We start from the raw sequence: 24,562 nt of genomic DNA, 5'->3' as shown, positions 1-24,562 counted from the left end.
GAGACACTGGCTTCAAAAGGGTGATTTTAACGTTTCATAAGCCGTCTCGAACAAACATGACGAGCCTGGGAACATTTTCACAATTTAAACTCTTTTACGCCCTAGCCGGAAAAAGCTGGACATCGACTTTCGGCTTGACCGTCCGAGGCAATACTGAAATTTCTTAAGCCGCTTAAACGGCATACTTACGGAGGCAATGCAAATGTACAAGGCAATCGCTGTTCTTCTGATGGGTCTTTCCGTCGCCAGCTGCACGCAGACCGAAAAGGGTGCCGCGGTCGGCGCTACATCCGGCGCCATCATCGGCGGCGTGCTTGGCAACGACGTCCGCAGCGCAGCAGTCGGCGCAGCCATCGGTGGCGTGCTCGGCGCCGTCGCGGCCCAGCCCGGCCAGTGCTACTATCGCGACCGCTACGGCCGCCGCTATATCGACGATTGCCCGGCACGCTACCGCACCCGCACCAGGGTCGTGGTTTATTGATTTTCAAATGAGGTCCGGGGCGCGTCAATCGCGCCCCGAAATCTGTCCGCAGCCGTTCCGGCTAAATGCCGAATTCCCTAGATCAAGCAGAAAAAGCGGTTGACCGCACGACGGTCATTCGTATAGTCCGCCGCTGTCTCCGATTGATTTCCCTGACGGAATGCCCCATTGGCGGAACTGGTAGACGCGCTCGACTCAAAATCGAGTTCCGAAAGGAGTGCTGGTTCGATTCCGGCATGGGGCACCACCTTCTGTTCCACCACCATCTATGATAGTCCATATGCTAGACGCAAAGAGCTGATTTATCAAACTCTTCCGTCTACGACTGTCCACGGCTGTCCACTTGCAGCCAAGATGTTTGGGGGTATGTCTGGGGGTGCTACTTTGATGGTGCCCTCGCCAATACCCCCATAATGCCCCCAGGAGGTTTGACATGAGTTTGACGGACACAGCGATTCGAAGTCTCAAGTCCACAGACAAGCCGAAAAAATATGCGGATGGCGAGGGGCTGTATCTTCTGGTTAACCCCAACGGCTCAAAACTGTGGCGGCTGAAGTACCGGTTCGGTGGTAAGGAGAAGACGCTTTCTTTCGGAGCCTATCCCTCCATCACTCTCAAGGATGCCCGGAAGCTGCGCGATGAAGCCAAGGCTTCTTTGGCGAAGGCGGTCGACCCATCCGTGACCGCGAAAATTGAAAAAGCTCAACGCCTTGTTGGTGGGAACAGCTTCAAGGAAGTCGCTGACGAACTGGTGGCCAAGAAGCTGGCCGAAGGCAAGGCAGCAGCAACAATGAAGAACAAACACTTCTATCTGGGGTTTGCCATAGCCGACCTGGGTTCAAGGCCTATTTTTGAGATCAAAGCACCGGAAATTCTTGTCACACTCCGCAAGCTGGAAAAGCGTGAAAAGTTGGCAACAGCTGGCAGAGTGCGGGCTGTGATTGGCGAAGTATTCCGCTACGCCATTGCCACCGCACGGGCTGAGAGCGATCCTACTGGCGCTCTAAGGGGTGCTATTAAAGCCCATAAGGCAAAGCACCAATCCGCCATCACCGATGCAAAGGGCTTTGGGGACTTGCTCCGGGCCATTGATGCCTATGAGGGTCGTGGGCCGGGTGTGAAGGTGGCGCTGCAGTTGATGGCTCTGCTTTACCCGAGGCCGGGTGAACTCCGTCAAGCGGAATGGAAGGAATTCGATCTTGACAAGGCCACATGGACGATCCCCGCAAGTCGGGCGAAGATGCGGCGGGATCATAAGAAGCCTCTGCCTCCGCAAGCTGTGGTGCTGTTGAAAGGCATGCAAGAGTGGACGGGCGATGGACGCTACGTCTTTCCTTCGGAGCGGACCGTCAAGCGTCCCATGAGCGACATGGCCATGAACACGGCCCTGAAAAGCATGGGCTTTTCCAAAGACACGCATGTCCCGCACGGCTTCCGCACAACGGCTTCAACGCTCTTGAATCAGAGCGGCAAGTTCAACCCGGATGCTATTGAAGCAGAGCTGGCGCACATGGATCAAAATACCGTCCGCGCTGCCTATCATCGTGGCGTTTATTGGGATGAGCGCATTCGCATGGTGGCATGGTGGGTAGGTGAGTGCGATAAGATGCGCCGTGGGGCGGAGGTTGTTCAACTGAAAAGAGGCTAAAGCACACTCGCGGCATCGGATGCTCTGTCCTGCCACACTACCACCTACTGTCCGGACGTCATGCCCCGTCTCCCATAAGCACCGACGAGCTAGCACAACGTAAAAATCCGTTCTCTATGCGCGCACGAACTGACCAAAAGTTGCGAGGCACTGAGGCATTTTCTAAAGTCATCAATGAATTCAACGAAAAGCCATGCCTCGCAACTCGGAATATTGTGAGGCAGTGGTGAGGCATTTGGGGAGTCGCGAGGCAATTTGGAATAGAGGCGAGAAACAGTAACCCGTGCTCCGGCCCCACGTTGTCCTCGCCGCCCTTAACCAGGACACTTACCGCGATCGTCTACAGCCACAAGCCGAGCCGGATCGAAGAGCTTCTGCCTTGGAAAGGTGGAAGAGATTCAAGCGCCCCAGAATTCTCCTTGTCCCGTTTAGGATAGACTAAGGAAAACGATCATCAATTGGCCGTCGCTCTGCCGTTCGATGCAGGTGCACAGGGAGTCTCCGCCCTCATCAGCGACGGCATTTTCCCGAGATTATGACCGCGCAGCAGCGCGGCTGCAAATATTTTGGCGCGGATCGTGATGCGTTTCGCTACATTGGCATCAGCTCGCATTCGTCGCGGCGACTCGGAAGGGAGCTAGCTATTACCCCGCAGCGTTCTATCAATCCACTGGTCGAGGTCGTTACGATCAACCTTTCCTAGCAAGAACTTATCGCGCTCAACACGTTGAAGCGCGCCGCTTGTAAGGAACGACGTAGTAACGATGAATGCCTTGCTGGCCTTATGCTCGAGTCGGGTGTCGGCGAGCTCGCGGACAATCGATAGGCCTACTTTTCGGTCAATGTGGTTCTTCTTGGCTTGCCATATCGACTTCATAAGGCCAGCAGTGCCAAGATCTCTGACCGCAACGACGTCGACGCCTCCGTCCTTGGTACCCTGCATTAGATCGACACTATAACCGTCGGCTTCAAGCATCTTAGCAATCAGCTCTTCGAACTCTCGCCAAGAAAGATCATCGAGTTGTAGCAGCTTGCGCTGTACCTTCTGTAAGAGCCCTAAGCTCGGCGCAAACTTTTGAAGAATCGTCTGCGTGTCCGGCCGCGCCAGGGCATCGCTGCCGAAGAATTCGAACGTGAACTGCCAATCCACTGTGATCGGTGGAACCTCGGTGGACACAAACAGCGCACGCGAGCCGGGGAACCGTGCGATTGCGTCAGCTGCTATCGCTTCGGCCTTTTCACCGGCCCAATCTACTTCATCGAAAACGAAAAGCCAACGCGTATGGGGAGCGACGTCCCTCCACATCCGATCCGGATCGCGGGTCAATGCGGCATAAGTGGTAGTAACCGATATGCCGTCTACCGCATCGATTGGCCATGGATCGGTGTTTTGACCGACATGTTGCCACTGGTCCCCTAGCGCCCGGTGAGCGCTTATGAGCAGAACCTTATCGACGAGGCCAGCCGCAACCATGCGGGTCGCCGCAACGTGGGATGTCACGGTCTTGCCCGTACCCGGTGCCGCGACGAGCAAAGTTCGCGGGTCGCTTCTCGTGAGAAAACCTTGCAAGAAGTTTTCCTGAAGCGGCGCAAGCTGTAGTGAACGGAATTCGGTCAATCAACGTTCCTCAATGCCTTGGTCATCGGCCGAAACGCTGACCTCCGCCTCATATTTCAGCAGGCCAGGCAAGCGCATTAAGTGCGGGTGGATTAGTTCTACCCATCGGGACCACGTCGCAGTCGTTGAAGCCAACTTCGCCATCAATTGGGATATCCCTTCTTTAGCGTTGCTCGATGTCTTAACTCGCAGGGCCTAAGTCCGAATAATCGGACTATAGGCCCAAGTCACTAATCGGCAGTTGGCAAAAGGGGAAGCCCAAGCTCCTGTAGAAATGTGTTGTGTTTCGCTGCCGCCTCGCCAACCTGCTTCTCGATCTCGACCAACTCCCTGTGCGTGGCTGACAGATCGATCGCGGTCTCCTGTTCGGCTGTGCTGATATAGCGGGAGATATTGAGGTTGTAGCCTTCCTCGGCGATACGCTCCATACCAATGCGCCTGGAGTATCGGTCCTCTTCCTTCCGGAATTGGTAGGTGTCGATGATCTTGGCGATGTGCTTGTCTGAGAGTTGGTTCTGGCGCTTGCCCTTATCAAAATGCTCAGGCCCAGCCGCGTTGATAAACAAGACGTCGTCCGGTTTCTTGCACTTCTTCAGCACGAGGATGCAGACCGGAATGCCCGTGGAATAAAAAAGGTTGGCCGGTAGGCCTATGACGGTGTCAATATGACCGTCCTTGAGAAGCTTGGTGCGGATGCGTTCTTCAGTACCGCCCCGGAAGAGCACGCCATGGGGCATGATGATGGCCATCACGCCTTCTTCTTTCAAAAAGTGGAAGCCGTGCAGCAAGAAGGCGAAGTCGGCGGCGGATTTTGGGGCCAGGCCATAGTTCTTGAACCGCACGTCGTCGCCCATTGCCTCGGTCGGTTCCCACCGGAAGCTAAAGGGTGGATTGGCGACGATGGCGTCAAACGCGGGTTTTCTGGCGGGGTTTTGCTCGCGCAGCATGTCCCAGTCGTTGGTCAGCGTATCACCATGGTAGATTTCGAATTCCGTGTCCTTCACCCCGTGCAGCAGCATGTTCATCCGGGCAAGGTTGTAGGTGGTGATGTTGCTTTCCTGGCCGAAAATTTTGCCAATGCCATGCGGCCCCATGCGGTTGCGGACATTGAGCAACAGGGAGCCGGAACCGCAGGCGAAGTCGAGCACGCTCGCGAGGCGATCCTTCTTGCCCGTGGCGGGCTCCTGGCTGTCGAGAATGACGATGGCTGAGAGGATATCGGAAATCTGCTGTGGGGTATAGAACTCGCCCGCCTTCTTGCCTGAGCCCGCCGCAAACTGGCCGATCAGATATTCATAGGCATCGCCCAGAGTATCAATTTCGGAAGAAAATTCCGCCAAGCCTTTGGCGATTTCGGTGATGATGGCACAGAGCTTGGCATTGCGGTCCTCATACTTACGACCCAGCTTGTCTGAACCGAGATTGATCTCGGAGAATAGGCCGTTGAAAGTGCTCTGAAATGACTCCGTTTCGATGTACTTGAAGCCCGCCTGCAGCGTGTTGAGCAGTTCGCCATCTTGGGTGCGGGCCATGTTGGCGATGCTGTTCCACAGGTGGGGTGGCTGGATACCTCCTTGAACTCCATGGACAGCCGTGTTTTTCCCGTTCCGTTGTAAGCGTAGAGCAAGACAAAGTCCTGATTGCCGCTGGTCAGGTCGTCCCGTAGGCGAGTGACAAGTTTCTGCATGTTTGGAAAGCGATGAATCTTTGGCTTGCCGCTCATGCTTCAACCTCCTCCATCAATGGGAAAAGCTGCTGCATCAGGCCTTTTTTGTGGGTCGTGAGGGCGCTGAGTTTTAGGGTTGCGGCGGTGATGAGGTTGTCAAGCGAGGCGAGGCAGTCGGCTATGCGTTGCTGTTCGGGCGGACATGGAAGAACTAACTCGTACGCCAGGAGAGAGTCGCGGTTCACTTTTGGGATTTTACTTCGGTCTGAATGTCTTGTGGTATATGCAAGAAAGCCATCCGTCTGAAGAAGATAAGCGAGGTATTGCCGATTCAATTTTCGATTGGATGGTCGGAGCGGGTAGATATCGGCGCTACAAATTCCTTCGAAGTCCGGAGTGGCCACTTTGTTCAAGGCAGGGCGAATCTTCGAGTAAAGAACATCACTTCCGTCGAAGAGATACTTTCCGCTAATAAGTCCAAGCTCTCTTGCTGTCCTCACGCCTTGTAGTTTCCCTGTTTGTGACTCAATATTTTCGCCGCCGATATGCGGCATGTCGCAATATGGCGCCTCCGTCGGATCAACCTGACCGGATGCTACTTCCACAATTTCTCCAAGAATTGTCTCCTCCCAGATCCCGGCATCTTGGAATTCGGGGAAGTGGAGACGGGGTTGGGTTTCGCCTTCGTAGGGGAACCCCGGAAAGCGCAGTTTCGGCATCAATACGGGTTTGTCGTCGTTCATGGCCATGGTTCTAGTCTTATTGTTCATAGGCGCTGAGTCCGGAGATTTCGCGCCCTCCGGCGCGTTTGGTGAGGAGAGGCAGAAGTTGGGTCATGAGGTCAAGTTCCGCCACACGGCGGGCTTTCCAGTTCAAACCGAGCGGTTCCATCAGGTCGGTGAGTTGCTCACCATCGAAGATCATGCGTTGCAGGACGCCATCCACGAACGTTTCCAAGGCGGGGGTGGTTAGGCCATGTTTGTCCGCGATGCCAGCCAGTTCCGCCGCTTCCTGTTCGCCTTTGAAGCGCGTGTAGCCATCGCGGATGGCTTTTTCGCTTAGCCCCTCGCCTGCTTTCAAGGTGGCAATGTAAGCGGCAATGTCCGCGCTTTGGTTCATGAACTTGGCGTCGGACTGGATGAGGCCAACGAGCTGCTCGCGGCTCATTTTCTGCTTGCCCGGCGTCGCTTGAGAGAAGCGAGCGATAAGTCCCATGATATAGTCGTAGTCAATGACGGCAGAAGCAAAGAGGACGAACTCGAAATCGAGCTGGTCCACTTCCGGGCTCGGCTTGTCCGTGACCTTGTCCTGTTGGGCTTTGAGGCGTTGGGCGGTTTCCAGATAGGCACCGCGGAAGCCGAGAAGATTTTCCTTGGGCATAATCTGCTCGATGGCGGCGGCGTTTTCGTCGGTGATGTCGGTGTATTGGTCAAGTTGGGTCTTGAGGCGCTGGACTTCCTTGAAGCGCTCAATGAAAACGGCACGGGCGGCGTCGCCCTTGAGGCTTGGCACCGCGTCCGGGGCGCAGTCGAGGCCCTGGGATTTCATGAAGGCATCCAGTTTCTCCACCGCGGCTTCCAGTTTCTGGATGACGACGGGGGCCTTGTCGACCAGCCAGATTTCGCGGGCTTTTTCCCCCGCTGACTCGCCAGAAAAAAGGGCGATGGCGGCATCGACGGCGTCCTGCTGCTGACGGAAGTCGAGAATGTTGCCATAAGGTTTCGTGGCGTTGAGCACGCGGTTGGTACGGGAGAAGGCCTGGATCAAACCGTGGTGCTTGAGCTTCTTGTCCACATAGAGCGTGTTCAAGTATTTGGAATCGAAGCCGGTGAGCAGCATGTCCACCACGATGGTGATGTCGATTTTCTGCGCATGCGGCTGGTTGTCATTGGGCCACTGCTGGTCTTTGATGCGCTTTTGCACATCCTGATAATAGAGGTCGAACTCGCCAATGCTGTGGTTATGGGCGTTGAATTTTTCGCCAAAATCCTCGCCTTCGATGGTCTGGTGATTGTCCGGCCCCAGAAGGCTCTTGATGAGTTCCAAGAGCTGCCCCTTGCCGATCTGTTGTTCCGGGCTGGCAAGCAGATAGGCGTGGCGGATTTTTTCACCCGGATGCTGAACGATATAAGAGAGGCAATTCAGCAGGTGTTCGAAGGCGATCGCGCCGTCATCAGGATCTGAAAATAGCAGGTCGAGATGACGCCGGAAAACGGGCCAATCCCCTTGCACGGGTTGGAGTGGCGAGGGCGTCCAAAGATTCAGGGCAGGGATGCCGTCATCGGTTTTGGTGATGCGGTCGTGATTGCCCGGCAGGTATTGGGCAAGGCGGACGCGCTGGGCCTCGGGAGACGCCATGAAGGCAGCATGGGCCTTCCCTTCAAAAAGATAGCCAATCTCAGAGTCGAGGGCGTCCGGCAGAAGCTCTATGTCCCGGCTCAAATGATCCAGATCGAAGTAGCGAACATTGGGTGTCGCAACACGGATGAAACGACGGATGGCATCAGCTTTTTCAATATCGGAGGGGAGGCGAAAGCCAAAGGTGATGGGCGAGCGACCCTGATCCATCAGCGGACAGCCAGCACATTTCTTAGTACCGCACGTCTGTTGAATGGTCTCGCACTTGTGGGGCGGCGTGCGGCGTCCCATGTAGGCAGTGAATTCGACCTCGTTGAAACGGTCATCAAGCTGCGAGAGGTCGCGAGCGATGGCTTCGCCATCATCGCAGGCGCAGGCAAGGCTCAGAAAGTGGCGCCATTCAGGCTCGGGGAGATGAACGCCATTCATCATGCGGGCGACCCAATCGGCCACGACAGGGCAATTGGTTTTGATGTCATCGAAATCAGCGACCTTGCGCCGATCGTTATGATCGGCCGTGTTCAGCTTGTTGGTTACGAGGGCAGCGTCGAGAGCTGCGGTACGCGGGTGAGCTTTGGTGACCCATTCATCAAGTTCGGCGGCGCTGTAGCGAAGATTCTCATCTGCACTGACAAGCAGCACCGGCGTGACGATGTCCCTCTTCCGGTTCCAAGTGCCAGGGTACCGAAGCACGCGGGCCAGGTCCGAGGTATTGTCGAGCTTCCACCGCTTCTTCTTGTGAGCAAGTTCAATGATAGCCCGCTGGAAACGGCGATGGGCGGTCTGGGCTTCATACGCCGGCATAGGGCTATTCAGAAACCAGTACGTGTGCAAACCGTTGCCGGAATGTACAATGGCGCTTGGCGGGGGAAGACCAATGTCATCCATAAATGCCTGAAGCTCATCGACGCTCTGCGGAATTGCCGTTTCGGCGTGAGCGTTGACGTTACTGGGGTTCAGAACGTCGAAATCAAAGATGAATGCGGAGATATGGCCGATGTAGCTACCGTCACCCCGTTTGCCCTCAGGAGGGCGCCTGTCCAGCGGGGCGACAGTGCAATAGACCTCTTGAGTGACGGCTGCTTTTCGCATGAAGGCATCGGCTTCGGGCAGCTGCTTCATCGTAAAGAAGCCGAGCGGAGGGAATGCGTTTCCAACCTTATGGCTGATGGAAATGAGACCATCCGCCGGGCTGTGCCGGTGGAGCATTTCGAGGAAATTCAATGGCGAACCTCCCGGCCGTTTTCAAGAAGAGCTTCAATGTCAGAGATTTTCAGGAGCGTGCGCTTACCGACCTTGACGTAGGGAAGGTGCTTAGCCTTCATGAGATTGTAGAGAGTGGAGCGGGAAAGGCCAGTTGCCTTAGTGGCATTGGCAATGGTGCAAGTGATCGGTGCGACGTTCATAAACGGTGGTCCTCTGTGCTGTATTTTCGCGACAGAGGGGAAGTAAGAGGGGTAGTGTAGGTCCGCAACGTTCAGAATTAATCGTAGCGATGCAGAATGCATCATGGTTGTGTACTTGAATTTATGATTGACCAACCCACTGCGATGATATCAGTCCCGTTTTCTAAAAATCGCCCGGAGTTTCTCTGACCCTGTTTGAGCCGCTATGCGCTGGGATCGCAGGAAAATCGTGGTACCCTTCCGATTGCTACAATTCCTGGGTTGCTATATAAAAATCTGTTCACGCAGCGATGGTATCTGGATGATGCAATCATTTGATGCTTTACATAAATATTGCAATCTTGAGAATGCAGTAGGAACGGTAGCCTCTGGGTTTGGGGGTATTATTGGGGGTGCGGCGTAAGCTGTCGAAAGATACTTGTGAGCTTAATCAATGAGTTATGCGATATCTTCGAATTCGGCATGGCACCACTAGGTTTTTTTGGCCTTGAAATCGTTGGGTAAATTAGGTCAAAGTGTCCAGAAAATTTGCACCAGTTGAAAAAGCTGGGCACATTTGTTCTGGTTTTGCACTCACTCACCGACAGAAACATCGCAGTTGGCTGATACTAGCGATACGTCCGATGGCGGGCATCGCACCACTCAAGGCGCAATAAAGGGGGCTGCGGTTATCGCGGGCATAGCAGGTATGTAGCTTCATTCGTGAGCAAGATAGCAAGCGCCCGCGTCTAGTCGAAAGGTTCCCGCATATGAAGACACCGCGTATTCGATATCAGCTGAGCGCAGGTGGCCTACCTCTGAACATTTTTTCGCTACAGCTCACAAGCGACGGAACGCTTTTCTACGTCGCTCGAGCGGGTCGAAATCATGGGTTCACAAGTGAGAGCGAAATTGTTGAAAAAGGGGTATCTGTTCACTTTGGGACCCGAAGCCCTCAATTCTCCACGATAAAATCTCACTATCGGCACGCAGAGTTGGAGAAGGAACTGACCTCAGTGGCACTTACCTCCGCGGTTAAGCAAAATGGTACCTTTGCTTGGGTAGGCTCAACGCTATGCGAGTTCATGCCATCCTTGCATTACATGGCGGAGCCCGCGGATCAGCCCGGTGTGATATTTGGGGAGCTCACCTCGTCAAATGGACAGATTTTCTATTCCGTGTTCGTTGGGCACAAGGACACCGCGTTTGGCGCCGACGAGGCATGCGAACATGCCGAGGCAACGAAATTCGAGATCGTTTTGGGGGCGTTCAGGGTCGTCGTGTTGTGGCGAATGCTGCTGATGCCGCCAACGAGGCTCGGCCACGCAATGCGACCAAAAACTTTCGACCCTGCAGCGCTGGACGCCGAAGGCAAAAGTAAGATGGAAAAGCTGATGCAAGGGGATGCACCCGCCACATGCGCAGCCAACAGCTACATGTGGTCGGCGGTAGCGGCATATAAGGTCGCTGATGCAGTCGTATCGGGCGTTGTTGGCCAAAACGCATTGGTGCTGCATGATATGAGTATTGCGAAAGAAATTTTCGAACACCTGCGTCATGACGCGTACGAGATGCTCCAAGAATGCAACGCACTACATTACATAGGCGAGGTCCCACATCCGCTGAGCGAGTGGTTTCCCGATCAATCTTGATATAGCGACGGACTGCGACGGCCCATCAGCGGGCTTGTACCGGTTGATTGCACCGTGCTCATCAGCAGATGTGGGGTGCGGAACGCTGCCTAAATCAATTGATGGGAAAGATCGGTTGGCCATCCAACAACAGCTTGCTGCGGTCCGCATAAAACCAAACGCGGTGAGCGATCATCTTGTTGCAATGTGCTTTTGAGGTCTTCGAGCAATGCCTGGCAACCAAGTCGACGGCCATGCGCCGGGACCACTCCATTAGTAATTCGGGGAGCTTCTCGGGCGGATGTGACGCAATGCCGTCTCCGAACGGCTCGCGCTGAGGTACATCATCAATCCTCTCCGGCGAGGTCATGAGTATAAGAAATGACCCGGAATCCAAGCCGGGAACGTTCGCAATCGTTGTGTAAACGAGCACCCTAAACCGGGAAAAGTCTGTCGCCTGAAGAGAATATCCTTCGAGTTCCGGTGCGGAAAAATCGCGGTCGCAGACCAATACATGGTACATGAGGCAGGCGTGATCGTACTTACCAAACGTCGCTATGGTCAGGACTTTGTCCCGCGCCTTCGGCTGACAGAGGTATCGATCGGCGGGCATCGGTACGCGGAATGATAGAACGTGAGCAAGTAAGTTCTGCTTTGAATTCTGAATGAACGACGCGAAAGTTCGCTTGGTCTCGTCGCCGAGAAGGTAGGTGCACTTTATCGTCGTCCCAGTGCTGTCCTTGCTAGAATGGATGGAATGGTGTGTTTCCCTGATCGCGATATTTTTTCCACCAGCTAAGTCCTCATAGTTGGTGGACTTTTTAACGAACAGGATCAGGCTTTCATCCGACAGCTCAGAGATCGAAAAGACCTCATATAGCCGTTCTCCGCTCCTAAAGGCGTATCGCGTCTTAGACCGCATTCTTTAGACGCTCTCCCCGTAGTTGAGAGCGATGATGCCACGAGTGGCGGAGGTGTCAACCAAACGCACTGTGGCGACGTAGGCTACCCCACGCCTCAACATCAATTAGGGGGTACCAGGCGGTCGCAGGGGAGCGAAGATTGTGCGTCTCACTTCACTTTCTTGATGCCGCATGGCGCAGCATCCCCGCCCGGTTTCTAATATATACCATTAAGCGAAATGACCGGCCATCCCCCAAGGGATGACACATCCCACACAGCAAAACGACGGCAAATGCCGTCGCTGCCATTCAGATTGACGTGGTGTCGGCTCGAAAATCAGACCTGAAGCTGGCCGTCCGGGCTTGCCTGGTCGACGGCGTTCGGCAGATGTTGCGCCAGGACTTGCGAGACCTGGCTGACGTCGATGCCGAAGGATGCTGCAAGCTTGGCAAGTTGCTCGTTGCTCAGCGCAGCCTGGATCTGCTCGGCTGAGATCGGCAGGTTGGAGCCCTTGCCGAGCCAGGACGAAACCTGGTCGCCAAGGCCGGCCGACTGAAGCTGTGAAAGAATACCGCCAACGCCGCCGCTGGATGCGAATGCCTGCTCTGCAAGGCCGACGAGGTCCACCTGCTTGCCAGCCATGATATCCCCGAGGATACCGCCGATATTATCTAGGAGACTCATGGATTTATCCTCCAGTTGATACCACACCCGCCACCTGCGATAGTACCCTCGGTTTGATACGAGTCAATGACAGTGCCCGCGACAAAAGCGGCACGCCGGTCAGGACACTGATAGCAAGGCTTCCAAACTGCGCGCCGGGAGCCCGACTATTTCACCCGCTCGATCAGTTCCATCGCCGCGGCCGGATTCTTTTCCTTGAAGCCGCTGATCACGTAGAGATAGACGTCGCGCGGCTCGGGCTTCGGTTGGTCCTGGCCGGCCGATTTGAGGTCCTTCGGTACCTCGCCGGCCGCCCATTCCTTGGCGCGCTCGGCCCAGCGGTCGAGTTCGCCAGGCGTGTAGCCCAGCTTGTGACCTTCCGTCGTGCCCATGATGCGGGAATAGACGAAGGGCGCAGTGATATCGGCGATTTGCGGGAATTTGGAATCACCGGCGGCGATGACGGCCACCTTGTATTGCCTCAGCAGCGCGATGAAATCCGGTGCGTTGAAACTGTCGTGACGGACCTCGACGGCGTGCCGTAGCTGCCTGCCGTCGACCTCGTGCGGCAGGAGCTTGAGGAAGGCCTCGAAATCGTCGGGATCAAATTTCTTGGTGGCCATGAACTGCCAGTTGATCGGCCCGAGCTTGTCCTTGAGTTCAGTGATACCGCCGGTGATGAATTTCTCGATCGAGCCTCCGGCCTCGGCCAGCACCTTGCGATTGGTGGCAAAGCGTGGCGCCTTGAGCGAAAAGACGAAATTCTCCGGTGTCTCGTCATGCCACTTGGCAAAGCTGTCGGCCTTGATGGAACCGTAGTAGGTGCCATTGACTTCGATCGAGGTCATCTTGCTGGCGGCGTATTCAAGTTCGCGCTTCTGGGATAGCTTGTCGGGATAAAAAGGGCCGCGCCAGGGCTCGAAGGTCCAGCCGCCAATGCCCATGCGGATCGTGCCTGTCTTGCTCATGCGATTCCTCCTGTGTCTTTGGTACAATTTGTAGTGCCGGAAGCCAAAAGCGGCAAGCAACCCGAAAATATTCATCGCGTCCAAGACGTCATAACCAGGCTAACTGCCTTTTCTTGTCAGCATGTCCCGCCAAAACGGAGTTTCCGATGCTCAGAATGATTGCCTATAGCATGCTGTTCATTCTCGCCTTTGGTGGCAGCAGCGAGGCGGAGGAGAAATTCCTCGGCTTCAATATCGGCGGCGAGGTCATCAACCCGATGTGCCTACAGAAGATGCGCCCGTGGTTCAGCGACGGAGCAATCATCATCAAATCCATCGTGCTCGACAATTGCCAGAACAGCAACTGGGCCTATGCCGTCAATCCGATCACCATTGGCGGGAATGTTGTGTCGACGAAGGTCGAGGACGCTGTCGCCTCCGAGGTGGAGTCGGAGGTTTTCAGCTATGAGGTCGTCGGCCGGACCGACAGCGGCGTGTTCGTATTGAGGCTGTCGAACAACTGGGTTGCCGCCTACCGCATCGATGAGCAGGTGATGAAGGACGAGCTATTCAAGCCGCAAACCGCAAAGGTGCATGTGCTCACTGCACTGGGAGAATCCTGGGTGCCATGTCTGCAGACGGTGAAAGTGAAGGGCAACAAGGTCGTTATCGAAAAGCAGATCTATCATCAGGATGCCGCGCGCCCGGACCAGTGCGACACCAGGATGGAGACGCTGGAATACGACATTGGCAAATAGCCCGGCAGACAAACAAATTCAGCCTTGAACTAAATATTCCCAGCGCCGCGGAAAAGTGCTATTGCAATGCACAAAGTGCGGAGTTTTGTGAATGTTTCTGCCGAAACGCAGCGATTATGCCAGCCTGATCCGGGATTTTCGCTGGGAAATCCCCGAAAAATTCAATATTGGCCGCGCGGTGGCCGATGATTGGGCCGAGCGCGATCCGTCGCGCCTTGCGCTGCAGCATTTCTCCACAGACGGCGCGCACCGCTCGATGAGCTATGGTGAGTTGCGGGATCGCTCCAACCAGTTGGCCAATGGCCTTGTGGCTCTTGGCATCCGGCCCGGTGATCGCGTGGCGATCCTGCTACCGCAGAGTTTTGAGACGGTCATCGCCCATGTGGCGATCTACAAGCTGGGCGGCATTGCGCTGCCGCTGGCGCTGCTGTTCGGCGCCGATGCTCTCGAATACCGCCTGAAGGATTCCGGCGCGGCTGCGGTGATTACCAATGCGTTCGGCTGGACGAAGCTCGATGGCATACGCGCCGAGCTTTCGGCGCTCCGAAGCATTGTCGTCACTGGCGATGGCGAACATGCCGACGCCATTTCGTTTGATGCACTCTGCGCCGCGCACCCGGCTCTCTTCGATGTCGCCGACACGTCGAAAGACGATCCGGCGCTGATGATCTACACATCAGGCACTACGGGGCCACCCAAGGGCGCGTTGCACGCCCATCGGGTGCTTCCCGGCCATGTACCCGGTGTGCAGATGGCACAGGAATTCATGCCGCAGCCTGGCGATCTGTTCTGGACGCCTTCGGACTGGGCTTGGGCGGGCGGCTTGCTCAACTGTCTGCTGCCGGGACTGATGATGGGTGTACCCTGTGTCTGTTCGCCGGCCCAGAAATTCGATCCCGACCTCGCCTATCGGATCATGGCCGAGATGGGCGTCACAAACGCCTTCATTCCGCCGACCGCGCTGCGGTTGATGGCTGCGATCGAAAGTCCACGCGACAAATACGATCTCAAGCTCAGGGCGATCGGCTCGGCTGGCGAATCGCTTGGCCGCGAAACCTATGAATGGGCAAAGCGCGCGCTCGGCATCACCGTCAACGAGTTTTACGGCCAGACGGAATGCAATATCGTGCTGGGATCGATGATCTCGCTTGGTGTCAGCCGCGCCGGCGCCATCGGCAAGGTGACCGCAGGCCACATAGTGGCGATCATCGATCCGCAGGGTCGTGAACTGCCGGCGGGTACCGCTGGCCAGATTGCCGTACGAAGACCTGATCCCGTGATGTTCCGGGGCTATTGGAACAACCCGGAAGCAACGGAAAAAAAATTCATCGGCGACTGGATGCTGACCGGCGATGAAGGCGTCATGGACCGCGAAGGCTATGTCGACTTCTTCGGTCGCGATGACGACGTGATCACTTCGTCCGGCTATCGCATCGGCCCGGCCGAAATCGAGGACTGTCTGTTGTCGCATCCCTCGGTGCAACTGGCTGCCGCCATCGGCAAGCCCGACCCGATGCGCACCGAGATCGTCAAGGCCTATGTCGTCCTCAAGCCTGCCTTCCAGCCGTCGGATGCGCTTGCCGTAGAAATCTCGGCCTGGGTCAAGAATCGCTTGTCGATGCACGAATATCCGCGCGAAGTTGCGTTCGTCGACGCCCTGCCGTTGACGACGACCGGCAAGGTCATCCGGCGGATCTTGCGCGACCAGGCGATTGCCGAAGCCGGTAGCGCTGCGTCAGTGAAGAAGTCCGCGCGCCGATAGGTTCAAATTGGCGGAATTTTTCCGAGCGGCAGCAGGCTGAGCGAGATGTTGCCATCATTGACCTTGAGCTTGACAGTCACCTCATCCTTGCCCTTGGCAAGTCCCTTGAGCAGGATCGCCACGGCTGAAATCGTGTCGCCCGCCTCGGGGAAAATGCCGCGCAGCCTGTCTTCCCAGAGATCGAGCTTTTCCAGCTTGGTCTTGAACGTGCCCGAGATGTAGCCCTCGTCATCGACGGTAAACGGACCCGACATCTCTCCATAGATACCGTCTGAAGTCTCGATCTTGAAGCTGGTGAGCTTGCCCTTCATCGCCTTCGACCCAAAGAGCATACCTTCGAGCACAGCGCCTTTGCCAGCCAAAGTAAGCTCTACGCTTGTCGACAACAACGGCAGCAGCCGCGTATTCGAGCTATCGGTGAGCGAGAAATCCGCAGCACTCACGGCGGCGTCCAGATCGCCAGCGTTGTTGCGCAGATGCAGCTGTCCATCCTTGGCGGCGAAGGTCAGGGCGTCCACGAGTTCCGGCGAATTCACCTTGATGTTCAGCGCCTTGCCGTCACTCGAAAATGTCGAGAGGCCGGAGAAATTCGCCTGGAAAGACGCCCTGAGCTGGTCCCATTGGCCCTCGATCGTACCGCCGTTTTCCAGCGCGACATTGGCCGGACCCTTGAGCTCGACCACCGCCGTGCCGGGATTATAGATGCGGGCGGCGACGTTCAGAGCGCCGGCCATCAGCATATTGCCGTTGTTCTTGTCGCTGATCGCCGTTCGGTCGCAGGAAAATCCGATCAGGAAAGGAAAACCCGATGTGGTGGGTTTGTCGCACTGGACATTCAGCCCGCCCGGCCCGGTGTGGTTGACCATCCCGTCGAGATAGGTTTCGATTTTGCTTGCAACGAAGAACCAGCCGGCGGAATAAAGAACAACGATGACTGCCACCGTGATGCCAAGCCGCCGGATCTTCCGCGAGGCTGGCGAAGGCCCGGCAATATCGGATGCAGCCATGCGTTACTCCTTACGAGCGGAATCAATTTCTCTATGCCAATGCCTGCGGATATGGACGAATTTTGGGTGTTTGGCTATGGCTCGCTCATGTGGCATCCCGGCTTCGAATTCGAAGAGCGGCGGCTCGCGGTGCTCAGGGGCTATCGGCGGGCGCTTTGCATCCATTCCTGGGTACATCGCGGAACACAGGATGCGCCGGGACTGGTGCTCGGCCTCGACCGTGGCGGCGCCTGCAAGGGAGCGGCCTTCCGCATCCATCCCGACAACCGCGACGATGTCGTCGCCTATCTCCGCGAGCGCGAACTGGTCACCAATGTCTATCTCGAACGCTGCCTGCCGGTGCACATCGAGGACGGCAGGCGAGCGGTGGCGATCACCTATGTCGCCGACCGAAACCACGTCCAATATGCCGCCGGCCTGACGATCGACACAGCAGCCAGGACAGTCGCGACCTCCGTGGGCAAATCCGGCAAGAATTCCGATTATGTCGCCAACACGCTGGCCCACCTGCGCGAACTCGGCATTCGCGACAACTGGCTCGAAGCCGTGGCGGACAAGATGCCGGCCTATCAGGACGCGATCTAGATTTCTCTAGGCCACCAGACGACTGCGGCTGCGGGCGCTCATGGCGTTGAACAGCCGGTCGGCGATGATTCCAATGAATGCGATGGCGAGGCCGGCGACGATGCCTCGCCCCGAATCGGCCTTTGACAAGGCGATAAATACTTCCTGCCCAAGATCGCGAGTGCCGATCATGGCGCAGATGATGATCATCGCCAGCGCCATCAGGATCGTCTGGTTGATGCCTAGCATGATCTCGGGCAGCGCCAGCGGCAATTGCACCCGCCAGAACATCTGCCGCTTCGTGCAGCCCGAGACAACAGCTGCTTCGATCAGCGAAGGCGGAACCTGGCGTATGCCATGATTGGTGTAGCGGATGGCCGGCACGATGGCGAAGGCGACCGTGGCGATCATGGCGGTCACATCGCCGACCCGGAACAGCATCACCACTGGAATGATGAAGCAGAAGGATGGCATGACCTGCAGCGTGTCGATGACCGGTGTGATGATGCGCTCGAACCGGTCGCTCCGCGAGGCCATCAGGCCGATCGGGATGCCGATCAGGCAGGCGATCACCGCCGAGATACCGCAGAGATAGACCGTCGACATGGTCTTTTCCCAAAGCCCGGTGACAGCGCAGAACGTCGTCAACAGCGCGACGGTTACGGCCAGACGCGGGCCGCCCAGCTGGTAGCCAGCCAGCCCAAGCAGCAGCACGGCGCCGAGCCACGGAAACCCTTCGCAAAAGGCACGCACGGGATTGAGCACATAGAGGATCAGCGTGACGCGAAAGACCTCGATGACATCGAAGAGGTTGACCGTCACCCAGTTGAGCGACGCCTTCCAGAGCGGCGCCGTCGACAGCGTCAGCGATTTTGGCAGTTGCACCAGCGCCGGCACGGTGAGGCTGAGAGCAGTAGTGAGGAGGAGGATGGCGATTGCCAGCGTGAGATTGGGATAGCGCTTCCAGAATGGCTTGGCCGCGTCGTCCGGCGCATCGGCATGCGTCTGCTTCACCGCCATCGCCTGGCTCAATCGGTCGAGTGCAATCGCCAGCGCCACGATTGCCAGCCCGGCCTCCATCGCCTCGCCTACTTTCAGCGCCCGAAGCGCCAGCAGCACGTCATAGCCAAGCCCGCCGGCGCCGATCATCGAGGCGATGATCACCATGTTGAGCGCCAGCATGATCACCTGGTTGACGCCGATCATCAATGTCGGCCGGGCCGACGGGATCAGCACCCGCCAAAGCTTCTGGCGCCTTGTACAGCCCGCCATGTCGCTGAAATCAACGATTTCAGGGGGCACACGTTGCAGGCCGAGGATCGTGGCGCGCACCATTGGCGGCGTCGCGAAAATTGCCGTGGCGATCATCGCGGAAACCGGGCTGTTGCCGAACAGTAGCAGCATCGGGATGAGATAGGCGAAGGTCGGGATCGTCTGGGCAAGATCGAGCGCCGGAGATACGATCAGCCGATTGGCCCAAGGCCGCCGCCACGCCCAGATACCCAGCAGCAGGCCGGTGAGTATGCAGAACGGCACGGCGATCGAAATCAGCGCCAGCGTCAGCATCGCGCTCGTCCACTTGCCGAACAAAGCCACATAGAGAAAACAGCCGCCGACAATGAAGGCGAGCCTAGTACCTTCATAAGCGCGGCCAGCCAGGAAGGCGGCGGCAACGATGCCGAGCCATGACAGGCGCGGGATGACCGTCGCCTCCAGGCCATGGCCGATCTTGAAATTCTTGGCGAGCAGCTCGAGCGCAAAATCCAGCGGCACGCCGAGGATGGTGGTGATCAGCCGCGTCAGCCAGGTGATGTTGGTCTTCAGCCATTGCATGATTGCCGTGATCCAGTCGGCCAGCGGCACGACGGCACTTTCGGGATAGTTGACGGCAAAGGCGAACCTGTCGCGCAACAGGAAGAGCACCAGCACGGCTGCCAGCGCCAGTGCCCAGACCATCAGCCAAGCCTGCGCCGGCCGCGGCTCCGATGTGCCGGCCTCAGAGGTGAGCAGCGCCATGCGCAGGCTCCTCTTCGCCAAGTCCGGCCAAAAGAGCGATCACCGAATCCGGGGTGACCTCGCCCAGGATTTCGCCCGACGGATCGACGACGGCAAACGGCTTGCCCGACGCCACGATCGCAGCCGAAAAGCTCGAGATGCGCGCATCCGGTCCGACCGAACCGCCATAGTCTCCGCCCGCGGTAGCCCGCATCAGGCGTCGCGCCGAGACCACCTTGGCTCGCTGCACATCCCGCGTGAATTCCGCGACATAGTCGGTTGCCGGATGAACGACCAGTTCCTCCGGCGTGCCGATCTGGATGATTTCGCCATCCTTCATGATCGCGACGCGGTCCGCCAGCCGAATGGCCTCGTCGAAATCATGGGTGATGAACACGATGGTCTTGTGGAGCACGGCCTGCAGGCGCATCAGCTGATCCTGCATCTCGCGCCGGATGAGCGGATCGAGCGCTGAAAACGGCTCGTCGAGAAACCAGATTTCCGGCTTGGTGGCGAGGCTGCGGGCAATGCCAACGCGCTGCTGCTGGCCACCCGAGAGTTCGCGGGGGTAGAAATGCTCGCGCCCCTTGAGGCCCACGAGTTCGATGACTTCGCGGGCGCGCTTGTCACGATCTCCCCTGCCCATGCCCTGGATCGACAGCGGAAAGGCGATGTTCTCCAGCACGTTGAGATGCGGCAGCAGCGCGAAATTCTGGAACACCATGCCCATGCGATGCCGTCGGATCTCGATCAGCTCGGCATCGGAGATGGTCAGCAGGTCCTTGCCCTCGAATTCCACCTTGCCGAAGGTCGGCTCGATCAGCCGCGACATGCAGCGCACCAGCGTCGACTTACCCGAACCCGAAAGGCCCATGATGATGAAAATCTCGCCCTGGCGGATTTCGAGGTCAACGCCGCGAACCGCGCCCACCAGCCCTGCCTGCGTCAGATCTTCGGCGCTGGCCCTGCCATCACGTGTCGAAATGAAAGGCCCGGCGTTGGCCCCGAAGAGTTTCCAGACTTTCCGACAGGCGAGCTTGATTGGTCTCGAGTCAGGTAAGTCGTCGGAGGACGAGATCGCACGTACCTCGGCAACAGTATTCATGGAATTTCCTCGGCTCTAATCGACATGCGGTGCAGTTGCTCAGGGGGTACGCAGTGAGCGCCGCATTCTCCCTCTTCTCCCCTAGGGGAGAAGTGCCGAGCGAATGCGAGGCGATGAGGGGTTCCAACCCGGGTGAAAACCAGTTCTAACCAAGGTGAAAACCCCTCATCCGGCGCTGCGCGCCACCTTCTCCCCAAGGGGAGAAGAGGCAGCCCCTCGGCCGGTCTCGCCCGACCTACTTCGCCCATTCCTTCCAGGTTGCCTCATTGGCATCGATCCACTCGGCGGCGACATCCTCGGGTGTCTTGCCGTCCAGGTCGATCTCGCCGCTCATCTTGTTAAGCACGTCGGTGTCGATCTTGTAGTTCTTGGCGATGTTGTAGGCGATCGGCCACTTCTCCTTCATGCCCTTCCAGGAGTATTTGTAGATCTCGCCATGCGGCTTGCCGCAGTCATACTTGGCATCGGGGTTGGAGCCCCATTTGGGATCGGTGTAGCATTCCTTGGTATATTCCGGGAACTGCACCCATTCGCCCTTGTATTTCGCCGGCGCCCAATGCGGCGAGTACACCCAGAGCATGATTGGCGCCTTGCGCTGATAGGCCGAGTCGAGTTCGGCAAACATCGCCGCATCCGTGCCGGCATGGATGACGGTAAACGGCAGCTTCAATGCCGCGACCCGTTCGTCGTCAAAGCCTTCCCAGGTCACCGGTCCGCCGAGGTAGCGGCCCTTCGGAGCTGTTTCCGGCGTCGAAAAGGCCTCGGCGCATTTCGGATCCTTCAGCGCTTCCCCATTGGGCAGGCCCGGGCACTTTTCCTTCATATATTCAGGGAACCACCATTCCTCCTTGGCGGCCGGGCCAAGTGGTCCGAGATTTTCGGTCTGGCTCGTGGCGTCGGATGCCGCCATCGCCTCGCCCGCCGTCGTCGCCCAGAATTCCATGCCGATGGTCAGGTCGCCATTGGTCAGGCCGGTCGTCAAGCTGGAGAGATAGTCGGCTGTGGGATACTCGACCGTGTAGCCCATCTTCTCGAGGATGCCGCCGAGGATCTTGGCGTTGAGATTGACGCTGGTCCAGTCGAACAGAGCGATTTTGATCGGGTCGCTGGATTCAGGCGCGTCGGCATAGGCAAGGGGTGCAAATGAGGTCACCGCCGCAAAAGCGAGCGCCCCGACTTTCATTTTCGAAAGCAGTCCGGATACTAGCATGCTGAAATCTCCCGTTTGAACTCTGCATTGCGGAGGTTGTTCCCCAAAGTATTTTCATGGACGAATGGATGCCGTCTCTGCTGATACGTATGGATAGTGGGAAGTTTCGAGGTTCCTTATGACGTGATTGCGGAGTGGCTGCCTGTGGCTAGAGGCATAAAATAAATGGTGGCTGTACGAATTCTTTCGTCCGAGGAATATTAATACACTGCTAGTAACATTTGCAAAGCGCAAACCTCGTCAGAAGCCGGCATTTTCGGTATTTCTTGCGGGAATTCATGTTTTTAGCTGCAGCCTGCATAGTAGATCAGCGCGTTGCTTAACAATCAATCCTGTTCTGCCTGCTTGCTATGCAGATAGAAACTCTGGCGCCGCTTTCGCGCTCCCGGCATGCGGGAATTGGCTGGTATTTTCGCATGTGCTGGCGATAATGGGCGCCGACCGCAGCAATAAATGAGGGAGAAACACATGCAGCCAGTCAAGCCGGAAGACCGCAAAGTCGCCAATATCTATTCCGCCGCGTTCAAACCTTTCGTCTATGACGATGGCTTGGCGCTCGGCGACAGCGTTCTGCAGCTCGATCAGCAGCTGCCGCTGGGCATCGGCTTTCACGTCTACCGCATGCCGCCGGGCATGACCTCTCGTCCACATCGCCACAACGGCCACGAACAGTTCCTGATCCTCGACGGTGAGCTGATCGAAAACGACGGCACGGTGTTCAAGAAGGGTGATCTCGTCTGGTTCAAGGACGGTACGGAACATTGCTCCTACACGCCCGAGGGCTGTCTGCTCGCGGTCCATATTGCCGGGCCGGAAGTCACGGTCGAGTAATCAGTCCATGCATAGGCAGAAAAAGAAATGCGCGGCCTGGGCCGCGCATTTTGCATTTCAGCTGATGGCTGCTCAGCCCGGCAGGACGAAGAACCAGTTGGCCCAGAGCACGATGGCGAGACCTACCGCCAGTGTCAGATAGGGCAGCATGCCCGCCTTCTTGACGCCGAGATCCTGGCCGATCAGACCGAGATCCTCCATTGCACCCGCCGGGAACTTGCCACCGTCCCTGACATAGTGACGGAAGGCGAAGACCGGCAGAATGAGGGCTGCGAAGATGAAACCAACCCACAGAGCATTCGAATAGCCCCAGACCTTGGCGCCGGCGCCGAGGAATAGAACGTTGACAAAGGCGAGGATGGTGTTCAACCCGATCAGCCAGGTCGGCGCCTTCCACGGGCGTTCGATATGACCCGAATCCACACGGTGGATCCAGCCGGCGTTGAGGTTGAGGAAGTTGAAGATGATATAGCCGACATTCGAGACGGCGAGCACGAAGAAGTAGCCCGCGGCATCGGATGCGATCGCCAGGAGGAAGAGGTTGAAGGCGAAATCGGTCCACATCGCCCGGGTCGGGGCGCCATGCTCGTTGGTATGGTCGAGGTACTTCGGCAGCCAGCCGTCCTTGGAACCCTGGTAGAGGGTACGCGAGGAGCCGGCCATTGCCGTCATGATCGCCAGGAACAGCGCCATGATCATCAGGATGACCAGGATCTGTGTAACCACCTTGCCGCCATGAACCATGTTCCCCAGTGCTTCGCCGACACCCGTACCGTCAACGATACCAGGTGCGAGCATGCCGGCATGGCCGAGCACGCCCTGGAAGGTGAACGGGATCAGGAAGAAGAACAGGCAGCAGAGCAGGCCGGAATAGAAGATCGCCTTGAACGTATCCCGCTTCGGATCCTTGAGTTCGCGCGTGTAGCAGACTGCGGTCTCGAAGCCGTATGTCGACCATGCCGCGATGTAGAGGCCGCCGAGGAACAACGTCCAGCCACCGAGCGACCACGTCCCATCAACACCGGAATAGCCTGCCGTCGGTGGCACGAGGCCCGTGACATTGGTGTAATCGATCGCGCCGGTCAGGATCGGATAGATGCCGATTAGCAGCAACGGCACGAGCACGATGATCGCCAGCCACTTCTGCACGCTCGCCGTACCCTGGATTCCGCGATGCTGGATCGCGAAGATGATCAGCATCAGGATACCGCCGATGACAAAGGTCATGTTGATATTGGCAGCGGCGAGATAGGGAATCTGGAAGCTGAACAGCGACCAGCTGCGGATCGCCGGCGTCAGTGCCGCAACGGCATCCGTCGAAAGCAGCGCTTGGATGGCCGCATCCGGCGCGGTGCCGGCATGGGCGGCGATATATTCGACTACGCGCGGGCTGTCAGCCGTCAAAGAGGCGGCGTTGGCCTTGATCCAGTCGAGCACTGGCTGCGAATCTGCCAGCGGGATCGGGAAAAGCGAATTGAGGATGTAGCCGGCTGCAATGGCGCAACCCAGCGACAGAACCGGCGACCAGGCAAACCAGTTGCACCAGACCGACAGCGGAGCGATGAATTTCGAGTAGCGCAGCCAGGCCGTGGCACCATAGACAGATGCACCGCCCGACTTGTTGCCGAACATGCCTGCAATTTCCGCGTAGGTGAAGGATTGCAGGAAGCCCATGACCATCGAGATGATCCAGACCAGGAAGGCAAGCTTGCCGGTGGTGCCGGCGATGCCGCCGATAGAGAACAGGACGAGCGGCGGTACGCCCGCGGCGACCCAGAAGGCGCCTTTCCAGTCGAGTGCGCGGTGGAGGTTGCTGCTCTCCGCCGCCGGAGTTGCCCCCGCTTCCAATACTTGTGTCATTGATATCAGGCTCCTCAGCCAGTTTTCGTAGCGCGGATTACGCGCAGTCCCCTTTTTGTGCGGCGCATCATTCCAGATGCCTCGACAGCCCGAGTTTTCTCGGCATTCTGCCACTGTCGATCGGCGATTCACCCGGCGCCGGCGCGTTACTAAGAGTGAATAATTTTTCA

At 57.3% G+C, this 24,562-nt stretch carries 20 protein-coding genes and 1 tRNA gene; 8 read left to right on the top strand and 13 right to left on the bottom strand.

Features of this window, described 5'->3' with window-relative positions:
• Window positions 1-202: 202 nt before the first annotated feature.
• The 3 genes from ACXHRN_RS25870 to ACXHRN_RS25860 all read left to right on the top strand — a co-directional run bounded on the left by ACXHRN_RS25870 (window position 203) and on the right by ACXHRN_RS25860 (window position 2,129).
• Window positions 203-481 carry a YMGG-like glycine zipper-containing protein gene (locus ACXHRN_RS25870; protein ID WP_488639127.1) on the top strand — a complete coding sequence of 93 codons (279 nt, stop codon included), beginning with the start codon at window positions 203-205 and terminating at the stop codon, window positions 479-481.
• Window positions 482-643: 162 nt separating this feature from the next.
• Window positions 644-728 (top strand) — tRNA-Leu (locus ACXHRN_RS25865).
• Between the two features lie 186 nt (window positions 729-914).
• Window positions 915-2,129, top strand: coding sequence for a tyrosine-type recombinase/integrase (locus ACXHRN_RS25860; RefSeq protein ID WP_488639126.1), 1,215 nt, complete (start codon window positions 915-917; stop codon window positions 2,127-2,129).
• A 637-nt stretch (window positions 2,130-2,766) separates the two neighbouring features.
• Here the strand turns inward: ACXHRN_RS25860 and ACXHRN_RS25855 are convergent.
• The 5 genes from ACXHRN_RS25855 to ACXHRN_RS25835 form a co-directional block, all read right to left on the bottom strand.
• Window positions 2,767-3,747 carry a restriction endonuclease gene (locus tag ACXHRN_RS25855; protein WP_488639125.1) on the bottom strand — a complete coding sequence of 327 codons (981 nt, stop codon included), beginning with the start codon at window positions 3,745-3,747 and terminating at the stop codon, window positions 2,767-2,769.
• A gap of 230 nt (window positions 3,748-3,977) precedes the next feature.
• Window positions 3,978-5,279 carry a type I restriction-modification system subunit M gene (locus ACXHRN_RS25850; RefSeq protein ID WP_488639124.1) on the bottom strand — a complete coding sequence of 434 codons (1,302 nt, stop codon included), beginning with the start codon at window positions 5,277-5,279 and terminating at the stop codon, window positions 3,978-3,980.
• A gap of 187 nt (window positions 5,280-5,466) precedes the next feature.
• Window positions 5,467-6,156: a restriction endonuclease subunit S gene (locus ACXHRN_RS25845; protein ID WP_488639123.1), complete on the bottom strand. Its 690-nt coding sequence runs from the start codon at window positions 6,154-6,156 to the stop codon at window positions 5,467-5,469.
• Between the two features lie 16 nt (window positions 6,157-6,172).
• On the bottom strand, window positions 6,173-8,995 hold the full coding sequence (locus ACXHRN_RS25840; RefSeq protein ID WP_488639122.1) for a type I restriction endonuclease subunit R, EcoR124 family: 2,823 nt from the start codon (window positions 8,993-8,995) through the stop codon (window positions 6,173-6,175).
• Window positions 8,992-9,177 carry a helix-turn-helix transcriptional regulator gene (locus ACXHRN_RS25835; RefSeq protein WP_488639121.1) on the bottom strand — a complete coding sequence of 62 codons (186 nt, stop codon included), beginning with the start codon at window positions 9,175-9,177 and terminating at the stop codon, window positions 8,992-8,994. Before ACXHRN_RS25835 ends, ACXHRN_RS25840 begins: the two co-directional genes overlap by 4 nt.
• Window positions 9,178-10,172: 995 nt before the next feature.
• Here ACXHRN_RS25835 and ACXHRN_RS25830 point away from each other — a divergent pair.
• Entirely contained in the window at window positions 10,173-10,808 is a 636-nt protein-coding gene (locus tag ACXHRN_RS25830; protein ID WP_488639120.1) for a hypothetical protein, read from the top strand.
• A gap of 94 nt (window positions 10,809-10,902) precedes the next feature.
• On the opposite strand, the gene ACXHRN_RS25825 is transcribed toward ACXHRN_RS25830, so the two are convergent.
• The 3 genes from ACXHRN_RS25825 to ACXHRN_RS25815 all read right to left on the bottom strand — a co-directional run bounded on the left by ACXHRN_RS25825 (window position 10,903) and on the right by ACXHRN_RS25815 (window position 13,321).
• Window positions 10,903-11,709, bottom strand: coding sequence for a hypothetical protein (locus ACXHRN_RS25825; protein ID WP_488639119.1), 807 nt, complete (start codon window positions 11,707-11,709; stop codon window positions 10,903-10,905).
• A gap of 317 nt (window positions 11,710-12,026) precedes the next feature.
• Entirely contained in the window at window positions 12,027-12,374 is a 348-nt protein-coding gene (locus tag ACXHRN_RS25820; protein ID WP_488639118.1) for a YidB family protein, read from the bottom strand.
• Window positions 12,375-12,520: 146 nt separating this feature from the next.
• Complete coding sequence (locus tag ACXHRN_RS25815) at window positions 12,521-13,321, bottom strand: DUF72 domain-containing protein (RefSeq protein WP_488639117.1); 801 nt, start codon at window positions 13,319-13,321, stop codon at window positions 12,521-12,523.
• A gap of 146 nt (window positions 13,322-13,467) precedes the next feature.
• Here ACXHRN_RS25815 and ACXHRN_RS25810 point away from each other — a divergent pair, with 146 nt between their 5' ends.
• Both ACXHRN_RS25810 and ACXHRN_RS25805 read left to right on the top strand, forming a co-directional pair.
• Window positions 13,468-14,058: a hypothetical protein gene (locus ACXHRN_RS25810; RefSeq protein ID WP_488639116.1), complete on the top strand. Its 591-nt coding sequence runs from the start codon at window positions 13,468-13,470 to the stop codon at window positions 14,056-14,058.
• Window positions 14,059-14,149: 91 nt separating this feature from the next.
• Entirely contained in the window at window positions 14,150-15,820 is a 1,671-nt protein-coding gene (locus ACXHRN_RS25805; protein ID WP_488639115.1) for an AMP-binding protein, read from the top strand.
• A gap of 2 nt (window positions 15,821-15,822) precedes the next feature.
• On the opposite strand, the gene ACXHRN_RS25800 is transcribed toward ACXHRN_RS25805, so the two are convergent.
• Window positions 15,823-16,827, bottom strand: coding sequence for a DUF2125 domain-containing protein (locus ACXHRN_RS25800; protein WP_488639114.1), 1,005 nt, complete (start codon window positions 16,825-16,827; stop codon window positions 15,823-15,825).
• 39 nt (window positions 16,828-16,866) lie between these two features.
• Here ACXHRN_RS25800 and ACXHRN_RS25795 point away from each other — a divergent pair, with 39 nt between their 5' ends.
• Entirely contained in the window at window positions 16,867-17,412 is a 546-nt protein-coding gene (locus tag ACXHRN_RS25795) for a gamma-glutamylcyclotransferase (protein ID WP_488642031.1), read from the top strand.
• 6 nt (window positions 17,413-17,418) lie between these two features.
• On the opposite strand, the gene ACXHRN_RS25790 is transcribed toward ACXHRN_RS25795, so the two are convergent.
• From ACXHRN_RS25790 to ACXHRN_RS25780, 3 genes are all read right to left on the bottom strand, one after another.
• Window positions 17,419-19,407: an ABC transporter permease gene (locus ACXHRN_RS25790; protein ID WP_488639113.1), complete on the bottom strand. Its 1,989-nt coding sequence runs from the start codon at window positions 19,405-19,407 to the stop codon at window positions 17,419-17,421.
• Window positions 19,388-20,491, bottom strand: coding sequence for a quaternary amine ABC transporter ATP-binding protein (locus ACXHRN_RS25785; RefSeq protein ID WP_488639112.1), 1,104 nt, complete (start codon window positions 20,489-20,491; stop codon window positions 19,388-19,390). The genes ACXHRN_RS25790 and ACXHRN_RS25785 overlap by 20 nt, the downstream gene beginning before the upstream one ends.
• Window positions 20,492-20,726: 235 nt before the next feature.
• Window positions 20,727-21,701, bottom strand: coding sequence for an ABC transporter substrate-binding protein (locus tag ACXHRN_RS25780; protein ID WP_488639111.1), 975 nt, complete (start codon window positions 21,699-21,701; stop codon window positions 20,727-20,729).
• A gap of 468 nt (window positions 21,702-22,169) precedes the next feature.
• Between ACXHRN_RS25780 and ACXHRN_RS25775 the strand changes: the two genes are divergently transcribed.
• Complete coding sequence (locus ACXHRN_RS25775) at window positions 22,170-22,532, top strand: cupin domain-containing protein (protein WP_488639110.1); 363 nt, start codon at window positions 22,170-22,172, stop codon at window positions 22,530-22,532.
• Window positions 22,533-22,604: 72 nt separating this feature from the next.
• Here the strand turns inward: ACXHRN_RS25775 and ACXHRN_RS25770 are convergent, their stop codons facing one another.
• Complete coding sequence (locus tag ACXHRN_RS25770) at window positions 22,605-24,392, bottom strand: trimethylamine N-oxide permease (RefSeq protein ID WP_488639109.1); 1,788 nt, start codon at window positions 24,390-24,392, stop codon at window positions 22,605-22,607.
• Window positions 24,393-24,562 lie beyond the last annotated feature (170 nt).

Source organism: Shinella sp. OV683 (genome assembly GCF_057787725.1).
The sequence above is the reverse complement of the archived record's forward strand: the minus strand, read 5'-3'. Positions and strand labels throughout refer to the sequence as shown.